The following is a 20,631-nucleotide window of genomic DNA, read 5'->3' as shown; positions in this document are numbered from 1 at the left end:
AAGGGTCCGTCCGGGGTGTCAGGCCGCCGTGTCGTTAAGATGGGTGGCGATATAACGTTCGTAGCGGTTCGCTTTCAGGTACGTTAAATCCACCAGCACCAGCCCATCCACGCAGTTATTGAAGTCCGGGTCGCAGCCAAAATCGATAAACTGCACGCCGCCGGGTTCGCACAACTCAGAATACTGTTTGTACAGCGGCGGAATGCCGCAGCCCAGGTTGCCCAACAGCGATTTCAGGCGCGTCAAATCTTCGGTGTAATCTTCGCCCGTAAACTGGGCAAGGACGTCAGGAAGCGTGGCAGGCCATGGGCGACGCGATTCAGCCAGCGGCCAGTTTGCCGGAAACCACAGGCGATAAAAGGCGACCAGTAAATCCCGTGCGGCAGGAGGGAAGCCGCCGGAAATCGAGACCGGGCCGAACAGATAGCGGTACTGCGGATAACGCGCTAAGTATGCACCAATGCCCGACCATAGATAATCAAGACCGCGGCGTCCCCAGTAACGCGGCTGAATAAAGCTGCGCCCCAGTTCGATACCGTGCTGTAACACCTCAGACATCCGCTCGTCGTAATGGAACAGGCTATAGCTGTACAGCCCTTGCGGACCATGTGCTTCCACCTGACGTGCCGTGGGCATAAAGCGGTACGCGCCGACAATCTCCAGATCGCTGTCATCCCATAAGATCAGATGCAGGTAGTCGTCATCATAACGATCCGTGTCGCGACGTTTGCCACTCCCTTCACCCACCGCGCGGAACGCGATTTCGCGCAGGCGGCCCAGCTCACGCAGCAACGGCGCATCTTCTTGCCCCTGACGCTGCCAGAGGTAAATGATTTTGCCATCAGCGGTGCGACCCAGACACTCCGCCCGGCTGAGTTCCCGGCGCAGCGTGGCTCTGTCTTCCGGGCGGGGGATTGCACACTCGGTTCTAAATACGCCCGGCGCTTTTTTACCCAGGCGCCGCACGTGTTTGCGGCATTTATCCGCCAGATCGCGTGGGGATAGTGAGGTTGAATGCCAACTGTCCCACGCAATGCGCTGACCGATGGTAATGGGCAGTGGGGTACCACGGCGACGGAACATCTGCTGCATCAGAAGTAGCATTGGCAGCGTATCAGACAGTAAGGCGCTGGCGTAAAAGAGGGGACTGTTGCGGGCGTTGATCCATACCGGCAATAGCGGTGCGCGGAATTTGGTCGCCAGTTTGATAAAGCCTGGGTGCCATTTACCGTCGCGGATGCCTTTACGGGTCAAACGTGACACCTCACCTGCCGGGAAGAAGATCAGTGCGCCGCCGTTCTGCAACTGGGCTTCCATCTGCTGCAACGAGGCTTTGCGGGTGCGACCTCCACCCATATTGTCCACCGGAATAAACAGCGAACTGAGGGGTTCCAGATGGCTCAGCATACGGTTGGTGACGACTTTTACATCGCGACGCACGCGGGAAACCGCATACATCAGTGCCAGACCGTCCAGCGTGCCTGTCGGGTGGTTGGCGATAATCACCAGGGGGCCTTGTTCGGGGATTTGTTCAAGATCGTAGGCGGGGATAGTGCAGCGAATTTGTAGATGCTCCAGAACCTGTTCCACCATATCCAGCCCTTTCAGATGGGGATGGTTTGCAGCGAACTGCTGGAACTCTTGTTCGTATAACAAACGCCTGAGCAGGTTCTTTTGCCAGGGCGCGGGTTTGGCCTGTGGCCAGAGGTCGTCGAGTACATTGTCGAGACTAAACATGGTGGCTCCTCCTGCCGTCTTGCGATGACAGTAGAAGTGCCGGATGACAGTTGCATTTCAGCTTTATGAATAAATGATAATACGGGGGAAACGAGGGAGAGCAGGCCCGGCAGCCGCGCCGGGCCTGAGGGCTTACAAAATCTTACGTTCCGCGAGGTCGAGAGCGAAGTAGCTGAAGATCAAATCGGCACCGGCGCGTTTAATGGCGCCCAGGCTTTCCAGTACGACTTTATCTTCGTCAATGGCGCCGGCTTGCGCGGCGAATTTGATCATTGCGTACTCACCACTCACCTGATAAGCACCCAGCGGTAACGTGGTGCGCTCACGGATATCGCGCAGGATATCAAGGTAAGCGCCAGCCGGTTTGACCATCAGGCAGTCAGCCCCCTCGGCTTCATCAATCAGCGACTCGCGGATCGCTTCACGACGGTTCATCGGGCTCATCTGGTAGGTTTTACGATCGCCTTTCAGCGCAGTACCGGCGGCTTCACGGAATGGGCCGTAGAATGACGACGCGAATTTAGTGGAATAGGACATGATGGCGGTGTCGGTAAAGCCCGCAGCATCAAGCGCCTGGCGAATCGCCTGCACCTGACCGTCCATTGCGGCGGAGGGGGCAATAAAATCAGCGCCAGCAGCGGCAGCAACCACCGCCTGTTTCCCGAGATTAATCAGCGTTGCGTCATTGTCGACGCCGTGGTCGCAAAGTACGCCGCAATGACCATGCGAGGTGTACTCACAGAAACAGGTATCCGACATGACGATCATCTCCGGCACCGCGTCTTTGGCGATGCGCGACATGCGCGCCACCAGGCCGTTTTCCTGCCAGGCATCGCTACCCGTGGCATCCGTATGATGAGAAATACCAAACGTCATCACGGAACGAATGCCTGCTTTAGCAATGCGCTCGATTTCGCGGGCAAGGTATTTTTCCGGAATACGCAGCACGCCGGGCATGGCATTGATGGCTTTGTAATCGTCGATCTCTTCTTCAACAAAGATAGGCAACACCAGATCGTTCAGAGTGAGTGTTGTCTCTTCGAACATAGCGCGGAGCGAGGCAGATTTGCGCAGGCGGCGCGGGCGGGTGATTAAGTCGGTCATGATTTGCCTGATGTCTTAGGAACAGAGGGGACATTGTATCCGAAAAGTGACCAGTATGTTTCACCAAAATCGGCGTTAAGGTGACGGGATATTGCGGGGGAAGCAAGGATATTGCTGAGGTTTAAGTCATTCATCCGTTCAATTTTAATTGGCGGTGTTTATTTTTTGTTGTGATGTTATATGTCTTATTGTCGGTGGTTCTATTTCCTATAAAATGTATAAATGAATTTTTAATTGATGATTAGATAGTGGCTTTTTTCTATCTTGTTGATTTGGATGTGTTTGCTATCTTGTTATATTCTGATTTTTTAATTTCTTACTTAATAAGTCTGAATCCGGACTTTACGTGAACTTTAATTGAACCATTTTCTTTTTCTACGGCATAATTTCCCCGCAAATAATTTTATTGCATTTGATGCATTAATAATTGATGGACCAACGATAATGTCCCTGAGGAGGGATGACAAATGCACTCGTGGAAAAAGAAACTTGTAGTATCTCAATTAGCATTAGCCTGCACGTTGGCAATCGCTTCTCAGGCTCAGGCGACGACGTATAATACCTTCGGGTATCATGACGACACTACCACTGCGTTTAGCTGGGATGACTGGACTAACGCCGATAAGCTTAATTACATCTCTTATTATGGTTATATCTATAATAACGCGGCTGATGGTGCTTATGACCAAACCTTTAGCGGCGATGTGGTAAACGGTATTCTCTCCACGTATTACTTGAATCATGATTATACCGATGGTACTGCAAATACGCTGACCGTTAAGAATTCAACAATTCACGGTATGATTACGTCCCAAAAAGTTTATGATCATGATGGTTATGGTTGGACGAATGGAACTGACGTTGATTATAAATGGCATGACGGCGATGTATTCACTCTGAATATTGAAAACTCAACCATTGATGACGATTACGAATACTTCTATTTCACCGACACCTACCTTGATGGCGACAGCAAAACGGTATCAAAAGATTATCGTACCGCCGATTATGCTTATTTAGGTACTGCGGTAACGCTGGATGTTGAAAGTAATATCAATATTACCAAAAACTCTCGCGTTGCAGGTATTGCGCTGTCTCAGGGCGACACCTCTAATACGGGTTACACCACCGAATCCCATACCTGGGACAATAACATTGTTGTTGTAGATTCCACGGTGACGTCGGGTTCGTATGATCCGCTGGAAAACAACGGTTTTTATGGCAACTCTGCCGAGCCGAGCGATTATACTGGTAGTGGCGGTTCTAACGATGTTGCGCTTTCTTTCGCTGATAATTCCGCATCCAACTATGCAATGAAAAACAATGTGTCGCTCAGCAACTCAACGCTGAGAGGCGATGTTGTTTTCAATAGCAGATGGAATGCCAACTTCTACGCGAATGGTCATGATTCAAACAATGATGGTGTGCTCGATACCAACGGCGGCTGGATTGACGATGGTCTGAATGTTGACGAACTGAACATCACGCTGGACAACGGCAGTAAATGGACCGGTGCGGCAATCTTTAGCTATGATGCGATTGGTCCGGCAACTATGTATGACGTTGCAGTTAACAGCCTGGAGCCGGATTCGACCTATGACAAATGGGGCAACGTTGTTGATAACAAAACCTTCCAGAGCGGCCTGTTCAATGTTGCGCTGAATAATGGTTCCCACTGGAATACCGTTAATCGTTCAAATATCGATACCCTGACCGTGAATAACGGTTCTCATGTTGACGTAGCAAACGGTTCTACTCTGTTGGCTGACAGCATTAAATTGACCAATGGTTCAGCGATGAACCTGAGCTCTGGCGGTCAGGTCTCAACCGACCATTTGACTGTTGACAGCTACAGTACCGTCGATCTGAATAACGAAACTACCTGGCTGTATGCGAATACCATCACCGTGTCTAACGGCGGTGAGTTCAGTATTGGTGCTGGTGCGTATGAAGCTCGTGCGTTTGGTACGAATACCATGGAACTGACACATGGTGGTGTATTTGACATCAATAGCAGTGACTACGTATTAGATGCCGACCTGGTCAACGCCCATACCAATACGAAACACAAGTCTGACCCAACGTATGGTTACGGTATTATCGCTATGAATTCTGATGGTCACCTGACCGTCAACGGTAATGGTAATCTCAATAATGCCGACCAGGAATTCAGCGTTTACGATGCGAATGACAATGTAGTTGCAGCAAGCGGTAATTACAAAGTCCGTATCGACAACTCTACCGGCGCGGGCCGTATCGCTGACTACAAAGGTAAAGAACTTATCTACGTCAACGATGCAAATACCAAAGCAACCTTCAGCGCAGCAAACAAAGCTGACCTCGGTGCATATACCTATCAGGCAGAACAAAAGGGTAATACCGTTGTTCTGCGCCAGATGGAGCTGACCGACTACGCGAACATGGCGCTGAGCATTCCTTCTGCAAATACCAACATCTGGAATCTGCAACAGGATACTCTGTCTACCCGTCTGACCAATGGTCGCCACGGTCTGGTTGATAACGGCGGCGCATGGGTCAGCTACTTCGGTGGCAGCCTGAATGGCGACAACGGCGTGATCAACTACGATCAGGAAGTTAGCGGCATCATGGTGGGTGTGGATAGCCTTGTTGACGGCAATAACGCGAAATGGACCGTCGGTGCAGCGGCTGGCTTTGCAAAAGGTGATGTGAATCATCGCACTGGCAAAGTCGATCAGGACAGCCAGTCGGCCTACATCTACTCTTCTGCGCGTTTTGCTAACGATGTCTTCCTGGATGGTAACCTGAGCTACAGCCGTTTCTCTAACGATCTGACTGCAACTATGAGTAATGGTCAGCATGTGACTGGCGACTCATCTACGTCAGCATGGGGCTTCGGTCTGAAACTCGGTTATGACTGGAAAGTGAACGACAAAGGTTATGTAACTCCGTATGCAGGAATCTCCGGTCTGTTCCAGTCTGGTGATAACTACCGTCTGAGCAACGGCATGAAAGCAGGCGATCAGGATTACGACAGCCTGCGTTATGAACTGGGCGTGAACACGGGTTATACCTTCACTTACGGTAGCGACCAGGCCCTGACGCCGTACTTCAACCTGGCTTATGTTTACGATGATTCCAACAACAAAGCTAAAGTGAATGGCGATTCCATCGACAACGGTGTTGAAGGTTCCGCAGTTCGCGTTGGTCTGGGTACGCAGTTCAGTTTCACCAAAAACTTCAGCGCTTACACTGATGTGAACTACCTGGGCGGCGGCGACGTTGAGCAGGATTGGGGTGCAAAAGTTGGCGTGAAATACACCTGGTAATAAATGTAGCAGGGAATATGATTTCCCTGCTATTTTATCAGTATCCAAATTCCCGCCACGGATTGGCGGGAATTTTATTTTACAAGGGATATGAATGATTGCATTAGACAAGCCGCTGGCGGAATTGTATTTATTGGATGAATGTTTTTCCCCCTATGGTATGCCTTTCGAATTGCCTAATGAGACTGTTTTAACGTTCGAAAATATTGACCCCAATAACGTGACCCTTATTCTTCATCAGGGTGAAATTGCCATTAGCCGCAAATTTAACAATGTATTATTGGGCATTGCCAAAGCGCCGTTTATCAAAGGGCTCAGTACTGGCCTTATTCAGCGGCCGTCCGAATACATCTATACCGCGCAAAATAAATGCTCAGGGTATTATTTGCCTTCAGATTTAGCCATGACACTTGTAGAGAAACACCAGCGCTGGCGGGAAGCTTTCGCCTGGTTGACCTGGTGGCACCGTATTGCCGAAACACGGGATTGTCAGCTCATTGGCAGCAGTACTTACGATCAGATTCGGGCATCACTTTTAACGATGTCAGACTGGGACGAACCACTGCGGGCGCAGGTGGGCGTTTTGCAGTATATACAACGACGAACGGGCATTTCCCGCTCTGTCATTGCCGAAGTGCTGTCGGCACTCCGTAGAGGAAACTATATCGAAATGTATAAAGGCAAGCTGTCAAAGATTAACCGCTTGCCTTATGAGTATTGAGTGACGGTCTTGATAAATCAGGACGATGGTGTCATCACTGGCTTATTGTTGCTTAACTCGCTGACCAGGTCGTTTACGCCATCGCTCATATTAACGAAACGCGTCAACGGGGAACGTGTGATCACCACGAACACGCCGACATTACTTTGTGGGATCATCGCCATATAAGTAATGAAACCACCGCCGCCACCCGTTTTCTGAATAATTCCCGGATGTCCATCTTTCGGCGCCATATAGACCCAGCCCAGGCCTAACGCATCGGCTTTACCCGGCACATCCATCCCGACAACCCGTGTGAGCTGATTGCGCTGATAGATCAACGTCTGCATCCGATCCGCCTGGCTATTACGGCTGTAAAAATCGGAGGAGAGGAATTGTTGCATCCAGCGCATCATATCACCTGGCGTTGAATAGACACCGCCGCTGCCAATGGCTGCCAGGGTGTTATCACACGGACTCGCGCCTTTTTCTGCCACCATCAGACGACGGCACTGGTCAGGCGATGGCGTAAACGTTGTGTCTTTCATCCCCAGGGGGCGCGTAATCTGCTCTTCGAAAAGCTGAGGGTACGGTTTACCCGCTGCATTTGCCAGGGCGTCGGCCAACAGATCAAACGCCAGGTTAGAATACGCAGCCTGGGTTCCTGGTGCAGATTTTAATGTCGCTGTAGAGAGCCAGTTCCAGCGCTCTGTACGGGTCGGCCAGGTAAACACGGTACGCTTCGCCGCACCGCCCGGTTGTTCACGCGGCAGTGCGCTGGTATGTGTCGCCAGGTTAACCAGCGTAATCGGCGCTCCCTGATAAGTTGGCACGCGCGCACCCGGAGGCGCATATTTGCTTAACGGATCGTTGAGTTTCACTACGCCCTGATCGAGGAGCTTCACCAGCATTTCGCTGGTCATAAGCTTGGAGAGCGAGGCAATGCGGATAACCGAGTCCAGTTGCGGACGAACGTTCGAACCGGGACGCGTTTCACCAAAGCTTCTGAATACTCGCTGATTACCATCAATCGCTACCATCGCCATCCCTGTTGCGCCACTGCCATAAAAAATATGGTTGGCGTAACGATCAACAATATCAGACGCGAAGACAGCATCGGGCGACTGTTGTGCTGCATGAGCGGAAGTCAGTGTTAACGCGCACAGCGTCGCAGAGAAAAACAAACAACGTTTCAACGAAAGCATCCGTAAATGAAAGAAGTGAATAATGCGTATTTATACTACCAGGCGGCCTATTTCAAAGCACCGAAAAGCGCATTAATTCGCTAAATAACGTAACGAGGGGTAAACATGAACTTTTTTCCGCATCGCAAAATAGCCGCTTCGTTGTGATACCCTTTTTCTTTCCGCAGCGAATTTCTGGAGGCGAGCAATGTCAGGTAAGCGAGTGGTGATGGTCGTGGATATGCAAAACGGGGTTTTTGCGACGCCACGTCTACGACAAGAAGAGTGTGTAACACAGATTAATAAGCTTACACATGCCGCAGATACGGTGATCTTCATCCAGCACATCGAAAATGGTGGTCTGGAAGAGGGGAGCGAGGGATTCCAGTTGCTGCCCGATCTTTACCAGCCTGATAACGCATTGTATGTCACCAAAACCGCCTGTGACGGCTTTTACCGGACCCGTCTGGCGGATGTTTTATCCGAGCATGATATATCGGCATTCGTCATATGCGGCTGCGCGACCGATTATTGTCTTGATACCACATTAAAAAACGGAGCCAGCCGGGGATATGCTATCACCGTGGCCGGAGATGCCCATACGACAGCCAACCGACCAGCGGCCCCGGCTGAAACGTTAATCGCCCATTATAATGAAGTCTGGCGCACACTTACGGTGCCGGATAACCCCGTTTTTGTGAAACCCGTCGAAACAATTCTTCACGAGTGGCAAACGAACTAAGGCGTTACGCTCAGGTCTGATTCTACAGTTCTCACAACGCACGCTTCCGCAGGCATCTCCTGCGGTGGGGAAGCGTTGTGTGCCGTATGAGCGACGCACAAAAAATAAGAAGTGAGCAGGAGAGTATTATGTTTAAGTCTTTTTTCCCAAAGCCGAAGCTGTTCTTTCTCTCGGCCTTTATTTGGGCACTGATCGCAGTCGTTTTCTGGCAGGCCGGTGGGCAAGCCTGGATAATGCGGCTGGTTGGCGCTTCTGAGGATGTTCCCATCAGCGCTGCGCGCTTCTGGTCCCTGAACTTCCTGCTGTTTTATGCCTACTACGCATTTAGCGTCGGCCTCTTTGCGCTCTTCTGGTTTTTCTACGCCCCGCATCGCTGGCAGCGCTGGTCAATTCTTGGAACGGCTTTAATCATTTTTGTGACCTGGTTTCTGGTGGAAATCAACGTCGCGATTAACGCCTGGTACGCGCCATTTTACGATCTTATTCAAAAGGCACTCAGCGCGCCGAATAAAGTCAGTATTGGTCAGCTTTACAGTGAAATTGGCGTCTTTTTATGGATCGCACTGATTGCGGTAACCGTCGCGGTGCTCAACAACTTCTTTGTGAGCCATTATGTCTTTCGCTGGCGTACAGCCATGAACGAATTTTATATGGAGCACTGGGATCAGTTGCGCCATATCGAAGGGGCGGCGCAGCGCGTTCAGGAAGACACCATGCGTTTTGCGTCTACGCTTGAAGACATGGGGGTTAGCTTTATCAATGCCGTCATGACGCTGATTGCTTTTTTGCCGGTTCTGGTGGCACTGTCGCCACACGTAGAGGAATTGCCACTGATAGGGCATCTGCCATATGGCCTGGTGATTGCGTCTATTGCCTGGGCTCTCTCAGGAACCTTTTTACTGGCATTTGTCGGGATTAAACTGCCGGGGCTGGAGTTCAAAAATCAGCGCGTGGAAGCTGCATATCGTAAAGAGCTGGTGTATGGCGAAGATGATGTCAACCGCGCCAAACCGCATACGGTGAAAGAGCTCTTTTCTGCCGTTCGCCGTAACTATTTCCGTCTTTATTTCCACTATACGTATTTCAACATCGCCCGTATTTTGTACCTGCAGGTGGATGTGGTGTTCGGCCTGGTCGTACTTTTCCCGACCATCGCCGCCGGGGCCATTACTTTTGGTCTGATGCGCCAAATCACAAACGTGTTTGAGCAGGTACGCAGCTCATTCCAGTATCTGATCTCCTCCTGGACCACACTGGTGGAACTGATGTCCATCTATAAACGTTTGCGTAGCTTTGAAAGCGAGTTGAATGCACCGCCAGCATCGCAAATGACCAACACTTTCAGTTAATGCAAGGAACGATATGTCTGTTTGCGCGCCGCGTCTTATCGCGACCACAATGACACTACTGGCGGGAATGATTCTCGCCGGTTGTACAACACCAAAAAACACGACCAGTGCGGGGAAAGAGGCGAAGGAGGGCGAAGCGGAAAAACCCCGTGATGTGGCGAGCGTGGTCAGAGAAAAAATGCCCGCAAGTGTGAAAGACCGGGATGCGTGGGCGCAAGATATTGCCACCACCTTTTCGAGTCAGTCGATTGCACCGACGCTGGAAAATATCTGTTCGGTGCTGGCGGTCGCGCAGCAGGAATCTAACTATCAGGCCGATCCAGTGGTACCCGGGTTGAATAAAATTGCCTGGAAAGAGATTGACCGTCGCGCGGCACGTTTACATATCCCACTTGCCCTGGTGCACACCGCGCTGAAAATTGAATCGCCCAATGGCAAAAGCTATAGCGAGCGGCTGGACAAGGTCAAAACCGAAAAACAGCTGAGTGAAATTTTCGATGATTTTATCAGCGTCGTCCCGATGGGGCAGACGCTCTTTGGTTCTTATAACCCGGTGCATACCGGTGGGCCTATGCAAGTCAGCGTTGCGTTTGCCGAGAAGCACACCAACGGCTACCCGTGGAAAATGGAAGGCTCGGTGCGACAAGAGGTCTTTACCCGTCGCGGCGGCCTGTGGTTTGGCACATACCACTTACTCAATTATCCGGCCAATTACACAGCCCCCCTTTACCGCTTTGCTGATTTTAATGCCGGACATTACGCCAGCCGTAATGCGGCGTTTCAGAATGCGCTAAGCAAAGCCACCGGCGTTAAACTGGCGCTGGATGGCGATCTGATTCAGTACGGCAGTAGCGATGCAGGAGCAACAGAACTGGCGGCCAGAAAACTGGAGGCAAAACTCGGGATGAGCGACAGAGATATCCGCCGCCAGTTACAAACCGGCGACAGCATTGCCTTAGAAAAAACGACGTTATACCAGGATGTTTACCGTCTGGCCGAACAGAAGGCCGGGAAGACGTTACCGCGCGAAATGCTACCGGGGATCCAACTGGAGAGCCCGAAGATCACACGCAACCTGACAACCGCCTGGTTTGCGAAGCGTGTCGATGACCGCCGGGCGCAATGTATGTTGAAAAACTAATGATGGCGTCGCCAGCGCAATACCAGGGCAATCACGCCCAGAAATGCGCTGCCAATCAGGAAAGGCACCAGACCAAAAATGGTGCCGACGCCAAACCCCATCTCGACATGTGGTCGGCTGGTGTCCTGCATCTGCATCAAATGTTCAAAAACCCCGGGCGCATGCACCAACAGGTTAAGCAGCTGCGCGCCCGCCCAGAAGCAGAGCAGCACAAACACGGCATAAGCGATATTACCGGGCGTAGAGGCGTCGCGAGTTTTTTTACCCGAAAAGGGTTTCGACAGGGTAAAGTCAGCCATATAGACCTCCGCTACGTTTAATTACGTTGGCTCAGTGCCAGTGAATCGATGTAATTTTGACAGGTCGGTTAAATTGTCAACATCGGAATGGTGATAATTTCGCACCGGGAATGATTCCCGATGTGTAAATTTTGTGCGTGCTCACATTTCCGTAACATTTTGATTACTGAATTAACATTTCAGAATTTCCGCATATGCCACAGACGGGCCATGACAAATATGCGAGGATGGCGTTTTTATTGCCGGAGTTGTCATGAAGCTGCCTTCAAAAATACGCCGTGACTGGCATTACTATGCGTTTGCGATTGGTTTGATCTTTATTCTGAATGGCGTTGTGGGTTTGCTGGGTTTTGAAACGAAAGGCTGGCAAAACTATGCCGTCGGGCTTGTAACCTGGGTTATCAGTTTCTGGCTTGCCGGATTTATTATTCGCCGCCGCCCCGAAGAAAACGAAGAAGCGGCGAATGAGGAAGAAAAAACGCAGGATTAACCGTTCATCGAGCTTTTCAGCGCGCTATCAGCTTGATGGCGCGCCAGGGCCAGTTCAATCAGGCGCGTGATCAGATCGGTATAGCCGAGACCACTCGCCTGCCACAGTTTCGGATACATGCTGATATTGGTGAAACCGGGCAATGTGTTGATCTCATTGATGATCACTTCGTTGTCAGGCGTCAGGAATACGTCGACCCGCGCCATTCCGGCGCAGCCCAGCGTCTGATAAGCCTGGATAGCGATGGCACGTATATGATCGTTCACTTCGGGCGCGATTGCCGCTGGGACAACCACCTGAGCACCATTATCGTCAATGTATTTGGTGTCGTAGGCGTAAAACTCGCTGTTAAGCACGATTTCGCCACAGGTGCTGGCCTGCGGATCGTCATTGCCCAGCACCGCACATTCGATCTCGCGACCGATGATACCTGTTTCGACAACCACTTTATGGTCAAATTCGAATGCCAGGCTGACGGCGGCATGGTATTGCGCTTCGCTGGTGACCTTACTGACGCCGACGGAGGAGCCCTGGTTGGCGGGTTTCACAAACAGAGGCAGCCCAAGCTTCGCCTGTATCTCAGCAAAAGGAATACGATCGCGATTGCTGCGGGTTAAGGTGACAAACGGCGCGATGGCGAGACCTGCATCACGCAGAAGGCGTTTGGTCACGTCTTTGTCCATACAGGCGGCGGAACCCAGAACATCGGAACCAACAAAAGGCAGATTTGCCATGCGCAGCAGGCCCTGTAGCGTGCCGTCTTCACCCTGCGTACCATGAACGATCGGGAAAATCACATCCACTTGCGCAAAGGGCTTAGCATCACTGGCATTCATCAGTTGCTGTGACGGTTGTCCTGGTACCAGCGCAACGCTGCTTTCAGAGGGATTAAGTGCAATTCGCGCCGGATCGCTGGCATTTTGTAGATAATTATTCGCGTCGTTGATATGCCACTGACCCTGTTTATCGATCCCCAGCAGTACTACATCGAAACGCGATTTATCCATTGCATCGACAATATTTTTTGCCGATTGCAGCGACACTTCATGTTCAGCCGACTTGCCGCCGAACACGACCCCTACCCGCAGTTTTGCCATCTCAACTTTCACTCACTTGAATCAGAAAGCACATACCATATCACTTCTGCCATACTGTTTTGCAGTGATTAATGGAGGGGATGAGTGAAAGGGAAAGGCTTCATCATTTTGTTTATTTTGTTGGGCGGACTGGCGGTAGGCTGGCGCTATTTGCCCGCGTACTATAACCCTTTCGCACCCTTACAACTTACTGATCCTCCAGGTCGAATTACTCAGTTTAAGTTACGTCGGCTCAATTCGGGGCAGTGCATCGATTTGCTGCAACAGGCGAACCAGCAACAACTCATCTCCTCAACCTCTGTCGCTGATACTCAGGGGGACTGTCCGCTGAAAGAGGTGGTACGGGTGCGCGATTTTGGCCCGGTCAAACTCAGCAGTAGTTTTCTTGCCAGTTGCCCGCTGGCGCTCAGTTCGGCACTCTTTGTTGAACAACAGGCCCGGCCGCTAACGCAGCAATTTATGCGTAGTCCGCTCACGCGCATCGACCATCTGGGAAGTTACGCCTGCCGTAATATCTATAATCGACCCGGTGCCCGGCTCAGTGAACATGCCACTGCTGAAGCGCTGGATATTAGCGGTTTTCGGCTGGCAAACGGCCAGCAAGTGACGATACTGCGTGGTTGGCCGCGCGATGACACGCATCCCTGGCTACAGGCGATGTTAAGCGCAAGTTGTGGGTATTACGGCAATAGCCTCGGGCCGGAATATAACGCGGCGCACGCCAACCATTTTCATCTCGGGATGCGTGGGTTTGGGCTCTGTCGCTAAAGCATAAACAACCGAAATAAGTGTGGTTTATATTCTGGGCTGTGGTCTGTGGTGGAATAGGGAAGATAAAAAACCAAAAAAAAACGAATCGCACCTCTGGCGCGTATTCTTATTCCCATTCTTGTTAACCTGTGCGTAATTTGTCAAAAACTGAAAAATAATTGCTGTTTATGGAATCCTGGAGAATTAACCTTATTTCCGTATGGTTCGGCTGTTTTTTCACCGGTCTTGCCATCAGTCAAATCTTACCGTTCCTGCCCTTATATGTCTCCCAGTTAGGGGTCTCTTCTCACGAAGCTTTGTCAATGTGGTCCGGGTTGACCTTTAGCGTCACTTTTATGGTTTCCGCGATAGTGTCACCACTCTGGGGCAGCCTTGCTGACAGAAAAGGGCGCAAATTAATGCTGTTGCGCGCCTCGCTGGGTATGGCAATCGCCATTTTACTGCAGGCTTTTGCGACAAATGTCTGGCAATTGCTTATTTTACGCGGCGTCATGGGACTCACGTCCGGTTATATTCCCAATGCAATGGCGCTGGTAGCCTCTCAGGCTCCTCGTGAGCGTAGCGGTTGGGCGCTGAGTACACTCTCAACAGCGCAAATCAGCGGAGTCATTGGCGGGCCGTTAATGGGGGGCTTTCTGGCTGACCATTTTGGTTTACGAACCGTTTTTTTAATCACCGCGACGCTGCTGATTGTCAGTTTTCTGGTCACCCTGTTTTTGATTAAAGAGGGGGCGCGTCCTAAGGTCAGCAAGGCACAGAGGTTGAGCGGCAAGGCCGTTTTTTCCTCGCTACCTTACCCAGGCCTGGTCATAAGTCTCTTTCTGACCACGCTGGTTATCCAGTTATGTAATGGTTCTATCGGGCCTATTCTGGCGCTGTTTATCCAGTCTATGACTCCTGACAGCAACAATATTGCCTTCCTTAGTGGGATGATTGCCGCCGTACCGGGTGTTTCCGCGCTTATCTCGGCGCCGCGTCTGGGGAAGCTTGGCGATCGAATTGGCACGGCGCGTATTTTGATGGCAACGTTAGTCTGCGCCGTGGTGCTATTTTTCGCCATGTCCTTTGTCACCTCGCCGCTGCAACTGGGCATTCTACGTTTTATGCTTGGCTTCGCCGATGGCGCGATGCTGCCTGCCGTACAAACGCTGCTGCTTAAATATTCCAGTGACCAGGTGACAGGCCGTATTTTTGGTTATAACCAATCGTTTATGTATTTAGGCAATGTGGTCGGGCCGCTAATGGGGGCATCCGTTTCGGCGATGGCCGGATTCCGCTGGGTATTTGTCGCCACGGCGCTTGTAGTCTTATGCAATATCTGGCAGCTCGCGCTGGCATTACGTAAAACGCGACGCTGAGCGAATATCCAGATCGGAAACTTCTGGCTCCGGTCTGGATATAATTTTCCTTTATAGAAAAATAAATCCATTTATCTCCCGCTTCGCTTTTATAGGCTATATATTTGCTTTTACGTCATAGAAACGTTTCGTTACTCGATTTCCCGGTTTAGGTCTCTACATAGCGCAAAATTTAGCGAAAAATAATAGATGCATCCACTTTGCAACTACAGAACAGAGTGCTAACGTCATCGCATATCACATAAGGAAATAGCGCTATGAAAAATCTCATTGCAGAGCTGTTGGTAAAACTCGCGGAAAAGGAAGAGGAATCCAAAGAACTGGTTGCGCAGGTGGAAGCGCTGGAGATTGTTGTGACTGCACTTTTACGTCAGATGGCGCTGGCTGAGCAACAGGCGCTTATCCAGAGTATCGAAGGTGCGATGGACGATGTTCATCCAGGAACGGACGTTTCCGATCATGATACGGAGTTGCTGCAACAGTATATAAAAAAGCTTTTAAGGCACCCGCGCACCTGAGATTTTGAGATAAATCACGCTGTCATCTCACTGTCATGCGCGGTGCCTATAGTCGCTCTGTTTTATTTCTTTTTAAGTATTTATACACGGAGAAAATAAAGTGAAACAGAGCGCATTATTCGTCGCCTTATTCCCTATGTTGTTTACCCCTGCTATTTATGCGGATACCACTTCCGCTACCATCGTTCTTGAGAATCGTGCCGCTAAGGGCGATATTACGACGCAAGGCGGTGCCCGTCGTTTAAGTGCTGATCAAACTGACGCAATACGTTCCTCGCTCAATGATAAACCGGCTAAAAATATTATTCTGCTGATCGGCGATGGCATGGGCGACTCCGAAATTACCGCTGCACGAAATTATGCCGAAGGGGCTGGCGGTTATTTTAAAGGCATCGATGCGTTACCGCTGACGGGCCAGTACACCCACTACGCTCTGGATAAGAAAACGGGCAAACCCGACTACGTGACCGACTCCGCGGCATCCGCAACGGCGTGGTCTACCGGCGTAAAAACGTATAACGGCGCATTGGGTGTCGATATTCACGAAAAAGATCATATGACGATACTGGAGATGGCAAAGGCAGCCGGCCTTGCCACCGGTAACGTCTCGACAGCTGAATTGCAGGACGCTACCCCTGCCGCGCTGGTTTCCCATGTGACATCGCGTAAATGTTACGGCCCGAGCGTTACCACTGAAAAATGTGCCAGCAATGCGCTGGAAAAAGGTGGCAAAGGCTCCATTACCGAGCAGTTATTGAATGCGCGTGCCGATGTCACCTTAGGCGGCGGGGCGAAGACATTCAGTGAAACGGCAACTGCGGGTGACTGGAAAGGTAAAACGTTGCGTGAGCAGGCGCAGGCGCGTGGTTATCAGTTAGTCGGGGATGCCACGACGCTGGCCGCCATTACCGAAGCAAATCAGGATAAACCCCTGCTGGGTCTGTTCTCTGATGGCAATATGCCGGTTCGCTGGGAAGGCCCGAAAGCCTCATTGCACGGTAATATCGATAAACCCGCGGTGACCTGCACGCCGAATGCGAAACGTACCGACAGCATACCGACACTGGCGCAGATGACCGAAAAAGCGATCGATCTGCTGAGCAAAAATGAAAAAGGTTTCTTCCTGCAGGTAGAAGGCGCATCGATCGATAAACAAGATCATGCTGCCAATCCGTGCGGCCAGATTGGTGAAACCGTAGACCTTGACGAAGCCGTGCAAAAAGCGCTGGCCTTCGCCAAAAAAGATGGCAACACGCTGGTCATCGTTACCGCCGACCATGCTCACGCCAGTCAGATTATCCCGGCTGATACCAAAGCGCCTGGTCTGAGTCAGTTGTTGAATACCAAAGACGGTGCGGTGATGGCGATCACATACGGTAACTCTGAGGAAGAGTCGATGGAGCATACCGGTACGCAGGTTCGTCTGGCAGCCTATGGCCCACATGCGGCTAACGTCGTAGGCCTGACCGATCAGACCGATCTGTTCTTCACCATGAAGGACGCGCTTGGACTGAAATAAGCGCCAGCCCGGCAGGAAATCTCTCTTGCCGGGTGGTTTTTTCGCCATGACAGACCATCCTTAAGGGGCAAGGCTTACAGAAGGATGGTGCTATGAAAATAACGTTACTTGTTACGCTCCTGTTCGGCCTGGTGTTTATTACTGCACTCAGTGCCGCTGAGAAGACCCTTACCCCTCAACAACAACGTATGACCCTCTGCAATCAACAGGCTACTGCGCAGACCCTTTCCGGCGATGCCCGCAAGCGGTATATGAGCGATTGCCTGAAAAACACCAAAACCGAGCCCGGACAAAAAAGTCTGAGTCCCCAGCAGCAAAAAATGCGCGAATGCAACGCACAGGCGACGCAGCAGTCGCTTAAAGGCGAAGATCGCAGCAAATTTATGCGTGGCTGCCTGAAAAAAACGGGCTAATCCAAACGGGTGAGTTCGCCACGCGACTCACCCGAAATTTCATACTTTCCCCGCATGACCCCTCTCTATAATTTGGGAAAATGTTTCAGAATGTTCCCAAAAATGATGAATGATAATAACTTTTATACATCAGAGAGTGGCAAGGAAAGACGTAGCACACTGCACGACGACGATCCCCATGCGATGGGGCTCCAGTTTGCGCAGCGGGAAAGGCTGCCTCGGACGGCAGGGCTGGCCTGCTTGTTTATGCCGCTGGCGGGCGTACTGGTATCACAGCCTGTTGCGGGTGGATGGTGGATATTGTTGGCCTTATGGAGCTTCGTCTGGCCGCATCTGGCCTGGCAACTGGCGGCCCGCTCAAGCGATCCTCACGCCAGCGAAACCCACAATTTAAAGGCTGATGCCGTGCTGTCCGGCGTATGGATTGCGCTAATTGGTGTGAATATGCTCCCGTCAATCGCGCTGGCAATGATGGTTTTTATCACCACGATGGGCGCGGGCGGGCCACGGCTGTGCCTTGCCGGGGTGGTTCTGATGGCGGTTTCCTGTCTGGTGACTCTCCAGCTCACCGGCATCACTATTGCGCCTGCCAGCTCGCCTCTGATTATCTGTCTGACGGTGCCGGTACTTCTGCTGTATCCCCTCCTTTTTTCCTGGGTGAGCTTCCGTAATGCCGCGAGGCTGGAGGAGCACAAACGTCGCCTGCAGGTGATGAGCATCCGTGACGGCATGACGGGCGTTTACAATCGTCGCCACTGGGAAAGTCTTTTGCGAGATGAATTCGATAATTGTCGGCGTCATCAACGGGTTGCGACACTACTGCTGATCGATGTCGATCATTTCAAAACCATTAACGATACCTGGGGACATGATGTGGGTGATGAGGCGATCATTGCCATTACCCGCCACCTGCAACTGACTTTGCGCGGTAGCGATCTGATTGGGCGTTTTGGCGGTGATGAATTCGCCGTCATTATGTGTGGCACGCCGCCTGAAAATGCCATTGCGGCCATGGAGCGTGTCCATGATCGCCTGACCGGTTTCCGCCTGCCTTCGGCTCCCCAACTGGCGCTGCAAATCAGCGTTGGGGTTGCCCCATTGACCGATGAAATGACCCATTATCGGGAGTGGTTAAAATCTGCCGATCTTGCGTTATACAAAGCGAAAAAAGCCGGGCGCAATCGCACCGAAGTGGCCGCCTGACTCCCCGGCTGGTTGCTATAGGCCCATTCTCTGCCAGGCTTAACGGGTCATCATTACACATTGAGTACTTCTTATTTCCTCGTGGTGTGCGCTGTCTGGCGTTACGTCCGTATCACCAACACTGACACGAGAGCAATGTTATGAGCTACCAATACGTCTTAGATATCAACTCACTACCGGAGAACACGCCGGTTAAAGTCGAAGTGGCGGGTACCGCCATGATCCTCATCCGCACCTTAACCCAGGTGCGTGCATTTCAGAGTAAATGCCCCCATGCGGGCGCCCCCCTGGAAAAAGGGGCTGTCTGTGAAGGGCGCCTGGTGTGCCCATGGCACAAAGCTGAATTCGACATTAAAAATGGACAATGGCTTGAGCCGCTTGCGTTGACCAGCCTTAAGCAGTATCCGGTGTTGCTGGAGCAAAACCGCGTCCTGGTCAATCCGCGGCCAATGTCCCCTGCCAGCAGGCCGCTGATCCGCGGTGAACAGGAACAGACCACGGTTATTCTGGGAACCGGGGCCGCCGGGAGTTCTGCCGCCATCACACTGCGTGATTCGGGCTACGCCGGGCGTTTGATCCTTATCGATAAAGAACAAGATGCCCCCTATGACCGTACGGCACTGAGCAAATTTGTCCCTGCGGGCAAAATGAAAATCAGTGATGTGCCGCATGTGCTGGATGACGCGTTTTACCAGCAGCCGGGCGTTGAAAGCCTGCGTGAAGAGGTGGCTGACCTCAACAGCCGCGAGCGCTTTCTCACCCTGAGTAACGGACAAACGCTCCATTTTGACAAACTGTTGCTGGCGACAGGCGGGCAGCCATTATGTCCGGATATTGAAGGCAATCATCTGAGTGGCGTCCACGTTTTGCGGGATCTCCATCAGGCGCGGCAGTTGCTCAGCGATGTGGAGCAGGAACATCAACTGGTGATCATCGGCAATAGCTTTATTGCCATGGAGCTGGCCGCGGCCTTACGCAATCAGGATATCGATGTGACGGTGGTGTCGCGTCATGAATTGCCTTTTGTTCCGCAGTTTGGTGAAGAGATGGGCCAGCACTTTCTCAATATGCATAAGCAGAATGGCGTGAAATTTGTGACCGGGGAACCTGCGGCTCTGGAGGGCAACGGGCATGTACAGGGGGTACGCCTGAAAAATGGCCTTACGCTGCCTGCACATGTGGTGGTGTTTGCCACCGGGGTTCGTCCATTTACCGATCTGGCCCATGATCTTCATCATGAAGAAGACGGCAGCCTGACGGTGGATGAAACCTTATGCGCCGCACCAGGTGTATGGGCGGTAGGCGATATCGCCAGCTATCCTGCGCCGGAAGGCAGACGCCGGATTGAACACTGGCGCGTGGCGCAACAGCAGGGGCGGCTGGCGGCAAAAAATATGCTGGGTGAACATCACGCGTTTGATCGGGTGCCGTTTTTCTGGACTACCCATTTCGGTACGCGCTTTGAATATCTGGGCTATGCGCGGGAGTGGGACAGTGTGAAAATGCTCGGCTCGTTTGAGAGTAAACGCTTTGCGGTGCTCTATGGCGAAGAGGGCATGCTGAAAGCGGTGCTGAGCTGTGGTGAAAATACGGCAACGGCAGAACTGCTGGTGAAAATGCAGCAGCCGATGCCTCTGCGTCAGGCCAGTGAGATGCTGGCGTAGCGCTTATTGCGCCGCTGGCAGACCGGCGGCGCAA

At 51.7% G+C, this 20,631-nt stretch carries 18 protein-coding genes; 13 read left to right on the top strand and 5 right to left on the bottom strand.

The features are described 5' to 3' along the window. Nucleotides 1-18: 18 nt before the first annotated feature. Together AB182_RS20120 and hemB are read right to left on the bottom strand one after the other, a co-directional pair. Nucleotides 19-1,737 (bottom strand): lysophospholipid acyltransferase family protein, encoded by a 1,719-nt coding sequence (locus AB182_RS20120; RefSeq protein ID WP_047371644.1) that lies wholly within the window; start codon nt 1,735-1,737, stop codon nt 19-21. 132 nt (nt 1,738-1,869) lie between these two features. Next, entirely contained in the window at nt 1,870-2,841 is a 972-nt protein-coding gene (gene hemB, locus AB182_RS20115) for a porphobilinogen synthase (RefSeq protein WP_047371643.1), read from the bottom strand. A gap of 467 nt (nt 2,842-3,308) precedes the next feature. Between hemB and AB182_RS20110 the strand changes: the two genes are divergently transcribed. Together AB182_RS20110 and AB182_RS20105 are read left to right on the top strand one after the other, a co-directional pair. Then, on the top strand, nt 3,309-6,149 hold the full coding sequence (locus AB182_RS20110) for an autotransporter outer membrane beta-barrel domain-containing protein (RefSeq protein WP_047371642.1): 2,841 nt from the start codon (nt 3,309-3,311) through the stop codon (nt 6,147-6,149). A gap of 94 nt (nt 6,150-6,243) precedes the next feature. Beyond that, the gene (locus AB182_RS20105; RefSeq protein WP_047371641.1) at nt 6,244-6,870 is read left to right on the top strand and encodes a helix-turn-helix domain-containing protein; all 627 of its coding nucleotides are present in this window, start codon (nt 6,244-6,246) and stop codon (nt 6,868-6,870) included. Between the two features lie 17 nt (nt 6,871-6,887). On the opposite strand, the gene ampH is transcribed toward AB182_RS20105, so the two are convergent. Then, the gene (ampH, locus tag AB182_RS20100) at nt 6,888-8,045 is read right to left on the bottom strand and encodes a D-alanyl-D-alanine-carboxypeptidase/endopeptidase AmpH (RefSeq protein ID WP_047371640.1); all 1,158 of its coding nucleotides are present in this window, start codon (nt 8,043-8,045) and stop codon (nt 6,888-6,890) included. A gap of 196 nt (nt 8,046-8,241) precedes the next feature. On the opposite strand from ampH, the gene AB182_RS20095 reads away from it, so the two are divergent. The 3 genes from AB182_RS20095 (at nt 8,242) to AB182_RS20085 (ending at nt 11,265) form a co-directional block, all read left to right on the top strand. Next, entirely contained in the window at nt 8,242-8,775 is a 534-nt protein-coding gene (locus tag AB182_RS20095) for an isochorismatase family protein (protein WP_047371639.1), read from the top strand. A 128-nt stretch (nt 8,776-8,903) separates the two neighbouring features. Continuing rightward, nucleotides 8,904-10,124 carry a peptide antibiotic transporter SbmA gene (gene sbmA, locus AB182_RS20090; protein WP_047371638.1) on the top strand — a complete coding sequence of 407 codons (1,221 nt, stop codon included), beginning with the start codon at nt 8,904-8,906 and terminating at the stop codon, nt 10,122-10,124. 13 nt (nt 10,125-10,137) lie between these two features. Next, nucleotides 10,138-11,265 carry a DUF1615 domain-containing protein gene (locus tag AB182_RS20085; RefSeq protein ID WP_047371637.1) on the top strand — a complete coding sequence of 376 codons (1,128 nt, stop codon included), beginning with the start codon at nt 10,138-10,140 and terminating at the stop codon, nt 11,263-11,265. Here AB182_RS20085 and AB182_RS20080 read toward each other — a convergent pair. Then, entirely contained in the window at nt 11,262-11,564 is a 303-nt protein-coding gene (locus tag AB182_RS20080) for a DUF2755 family protein (protein ID WP_047371636.1), read from the bottom strand. The two genes, AB182_RS20085 and AB182_RS20080, sit on opposite strands and share 4 nt — an antisense overlap. A gap of 253 nt (nt 11,565-11,817) precedes the next feature. Here AB182_RS20080 and AB182_RS20075 point away from each other — a divergent pair, with 253 nt between their 5' ends. Further along, the gene (locus AB182_RS20075; protein WP_047371635.1) at nt 11,818-12,054 is read left to right on the top strand and encodes a DUF2754 family protein; all 237 of its coding nucleotides are present in this window, start codon (nt 11,818-11,820) and stop codon (nt 12,052-12,054) included. Here the strand turns inward: AB182_RS20075 and ddlA are convergent. Then, entirely contained in the window at nt 12,051-13,151 is a 1,101-nt protein-coding gene (gene ddlA / locus AB182_RS20070; protein WP_047371634.1) for a D-alanine--D-alanine ligase, read from the bottom strand. The two genes, AB182_RS20075 and ddlA, sit on opposite strands and share 4 nt — an antisense overlap. 84 nt (nt 13,152-13,235) lie before the next feature. Here ddlA and AB182_RS20065 point away from each other — a divergent pair, with 84 nt between their 5' ends. The 7 genes from AB182_RS20065 (at nt 13,236) to AB182_RS20035 (ending at nt 20,597) form a co-directional block, all read left to right on the top strand. Then, nucleotides 13,236-13,919: an extensin-like domain-containing protein gene (locus tag AB182_RS20065; RefSeq protein WP_047371633.1), complete on the top strand. Its 684-nt coding sequence runs from the start codon at nt 13,236-13,238 to the stop codon at nt 13,917-13,919. Nucleotides 13,920-14,089: 170 nt separating this feature from the next. Continuing rightward, the gene (locus tag AB182_RS20060; RefSeq protein WP_047373381.1) at nt 14,090-15,280 is read left to right on the top strand and encodes a multidrug efflux MFS transporter; all 1,191 of its coding nucleotides are present in this window, start codon (nt 14,090-14,092) and stop codon (nt 15,278-15,280) included. A 257-nt stretch (nt 15,281-15,537) separates the two neighbouring features. Next, nucleotides 15,538-15,798, top strand: a complete 261-nt coding sequence (iraP, locus tag AB182_RS20055) for an anti-adapter protein IraP (RefSeq protein WP_047371632.1) — start codon at nt 15,538-15,540, stop codon at nt 15,796-15,798. A gap of 136 nt (nt 15,799-15,934) precedes the next feature. Further along, a complete protein-coding gene (gene phoA / locus AB182_RS20050; RefSeq protein ID WP_263406551.1) occupies nt 15,935-17,317 on the top strand; it encodes an alkaline phosphatase in 1,383 nt (460 codons plus the stop codon). Between the two features lie 92 nt (nt 17,318-17,409). Further along, the gene (gene psiF / locus AB182_RS20045) at nt 17,410-17,730 is read left to right on the top strand and encodes a phosphate starvation-inducible protein PsiF (RefSeq protein WP_047371630.1); all 321 of its coding nucleotides are present in this window, start codon (nt 17,410-17,412) and stop codon (nt 17,728-17,730) included. 90 nt (nt 17,731-17,820) lie between these two features. Beyond that, nucleotides 17,821-18,933: a diguanylate cyclase AdrA gene (gene adrA, locus AB182_RS20040; protein ID WP_047371629.1), complete on the top strand. Its 1,113-nt coding sequence runs from the start codon at nt 17,821-17,823 to the stop codon at nt 18,931-18,933. Between the two features lie 140 nt (nt 18,934-19,073). Further along, a complete protein-coding gene (locus tag AB182_RS20035; protein WP_047371628.1) occupies nt 19,074-20,597 on the top strand; it encodes an FAD-dependent oxidoreductase in 1,524 nt (507 codons plus the stop codon). The last annotated feature ends 34 nt before the right edge of the window (nt 20,598-20,631 follow it).

It is taken from the genome of Phytobacter ursingii, assembly GCF_001022135.1.
Lineage (GTDB): Bacteria > Pseudomonadota > Gammaproteobacteria > Enterobacterales > Enterobacteriaceae > Phytobacter > Phytobacter ursingii.
This window is presented reverse-complemented; position numbering and strand designations above follow the sequence as displayed.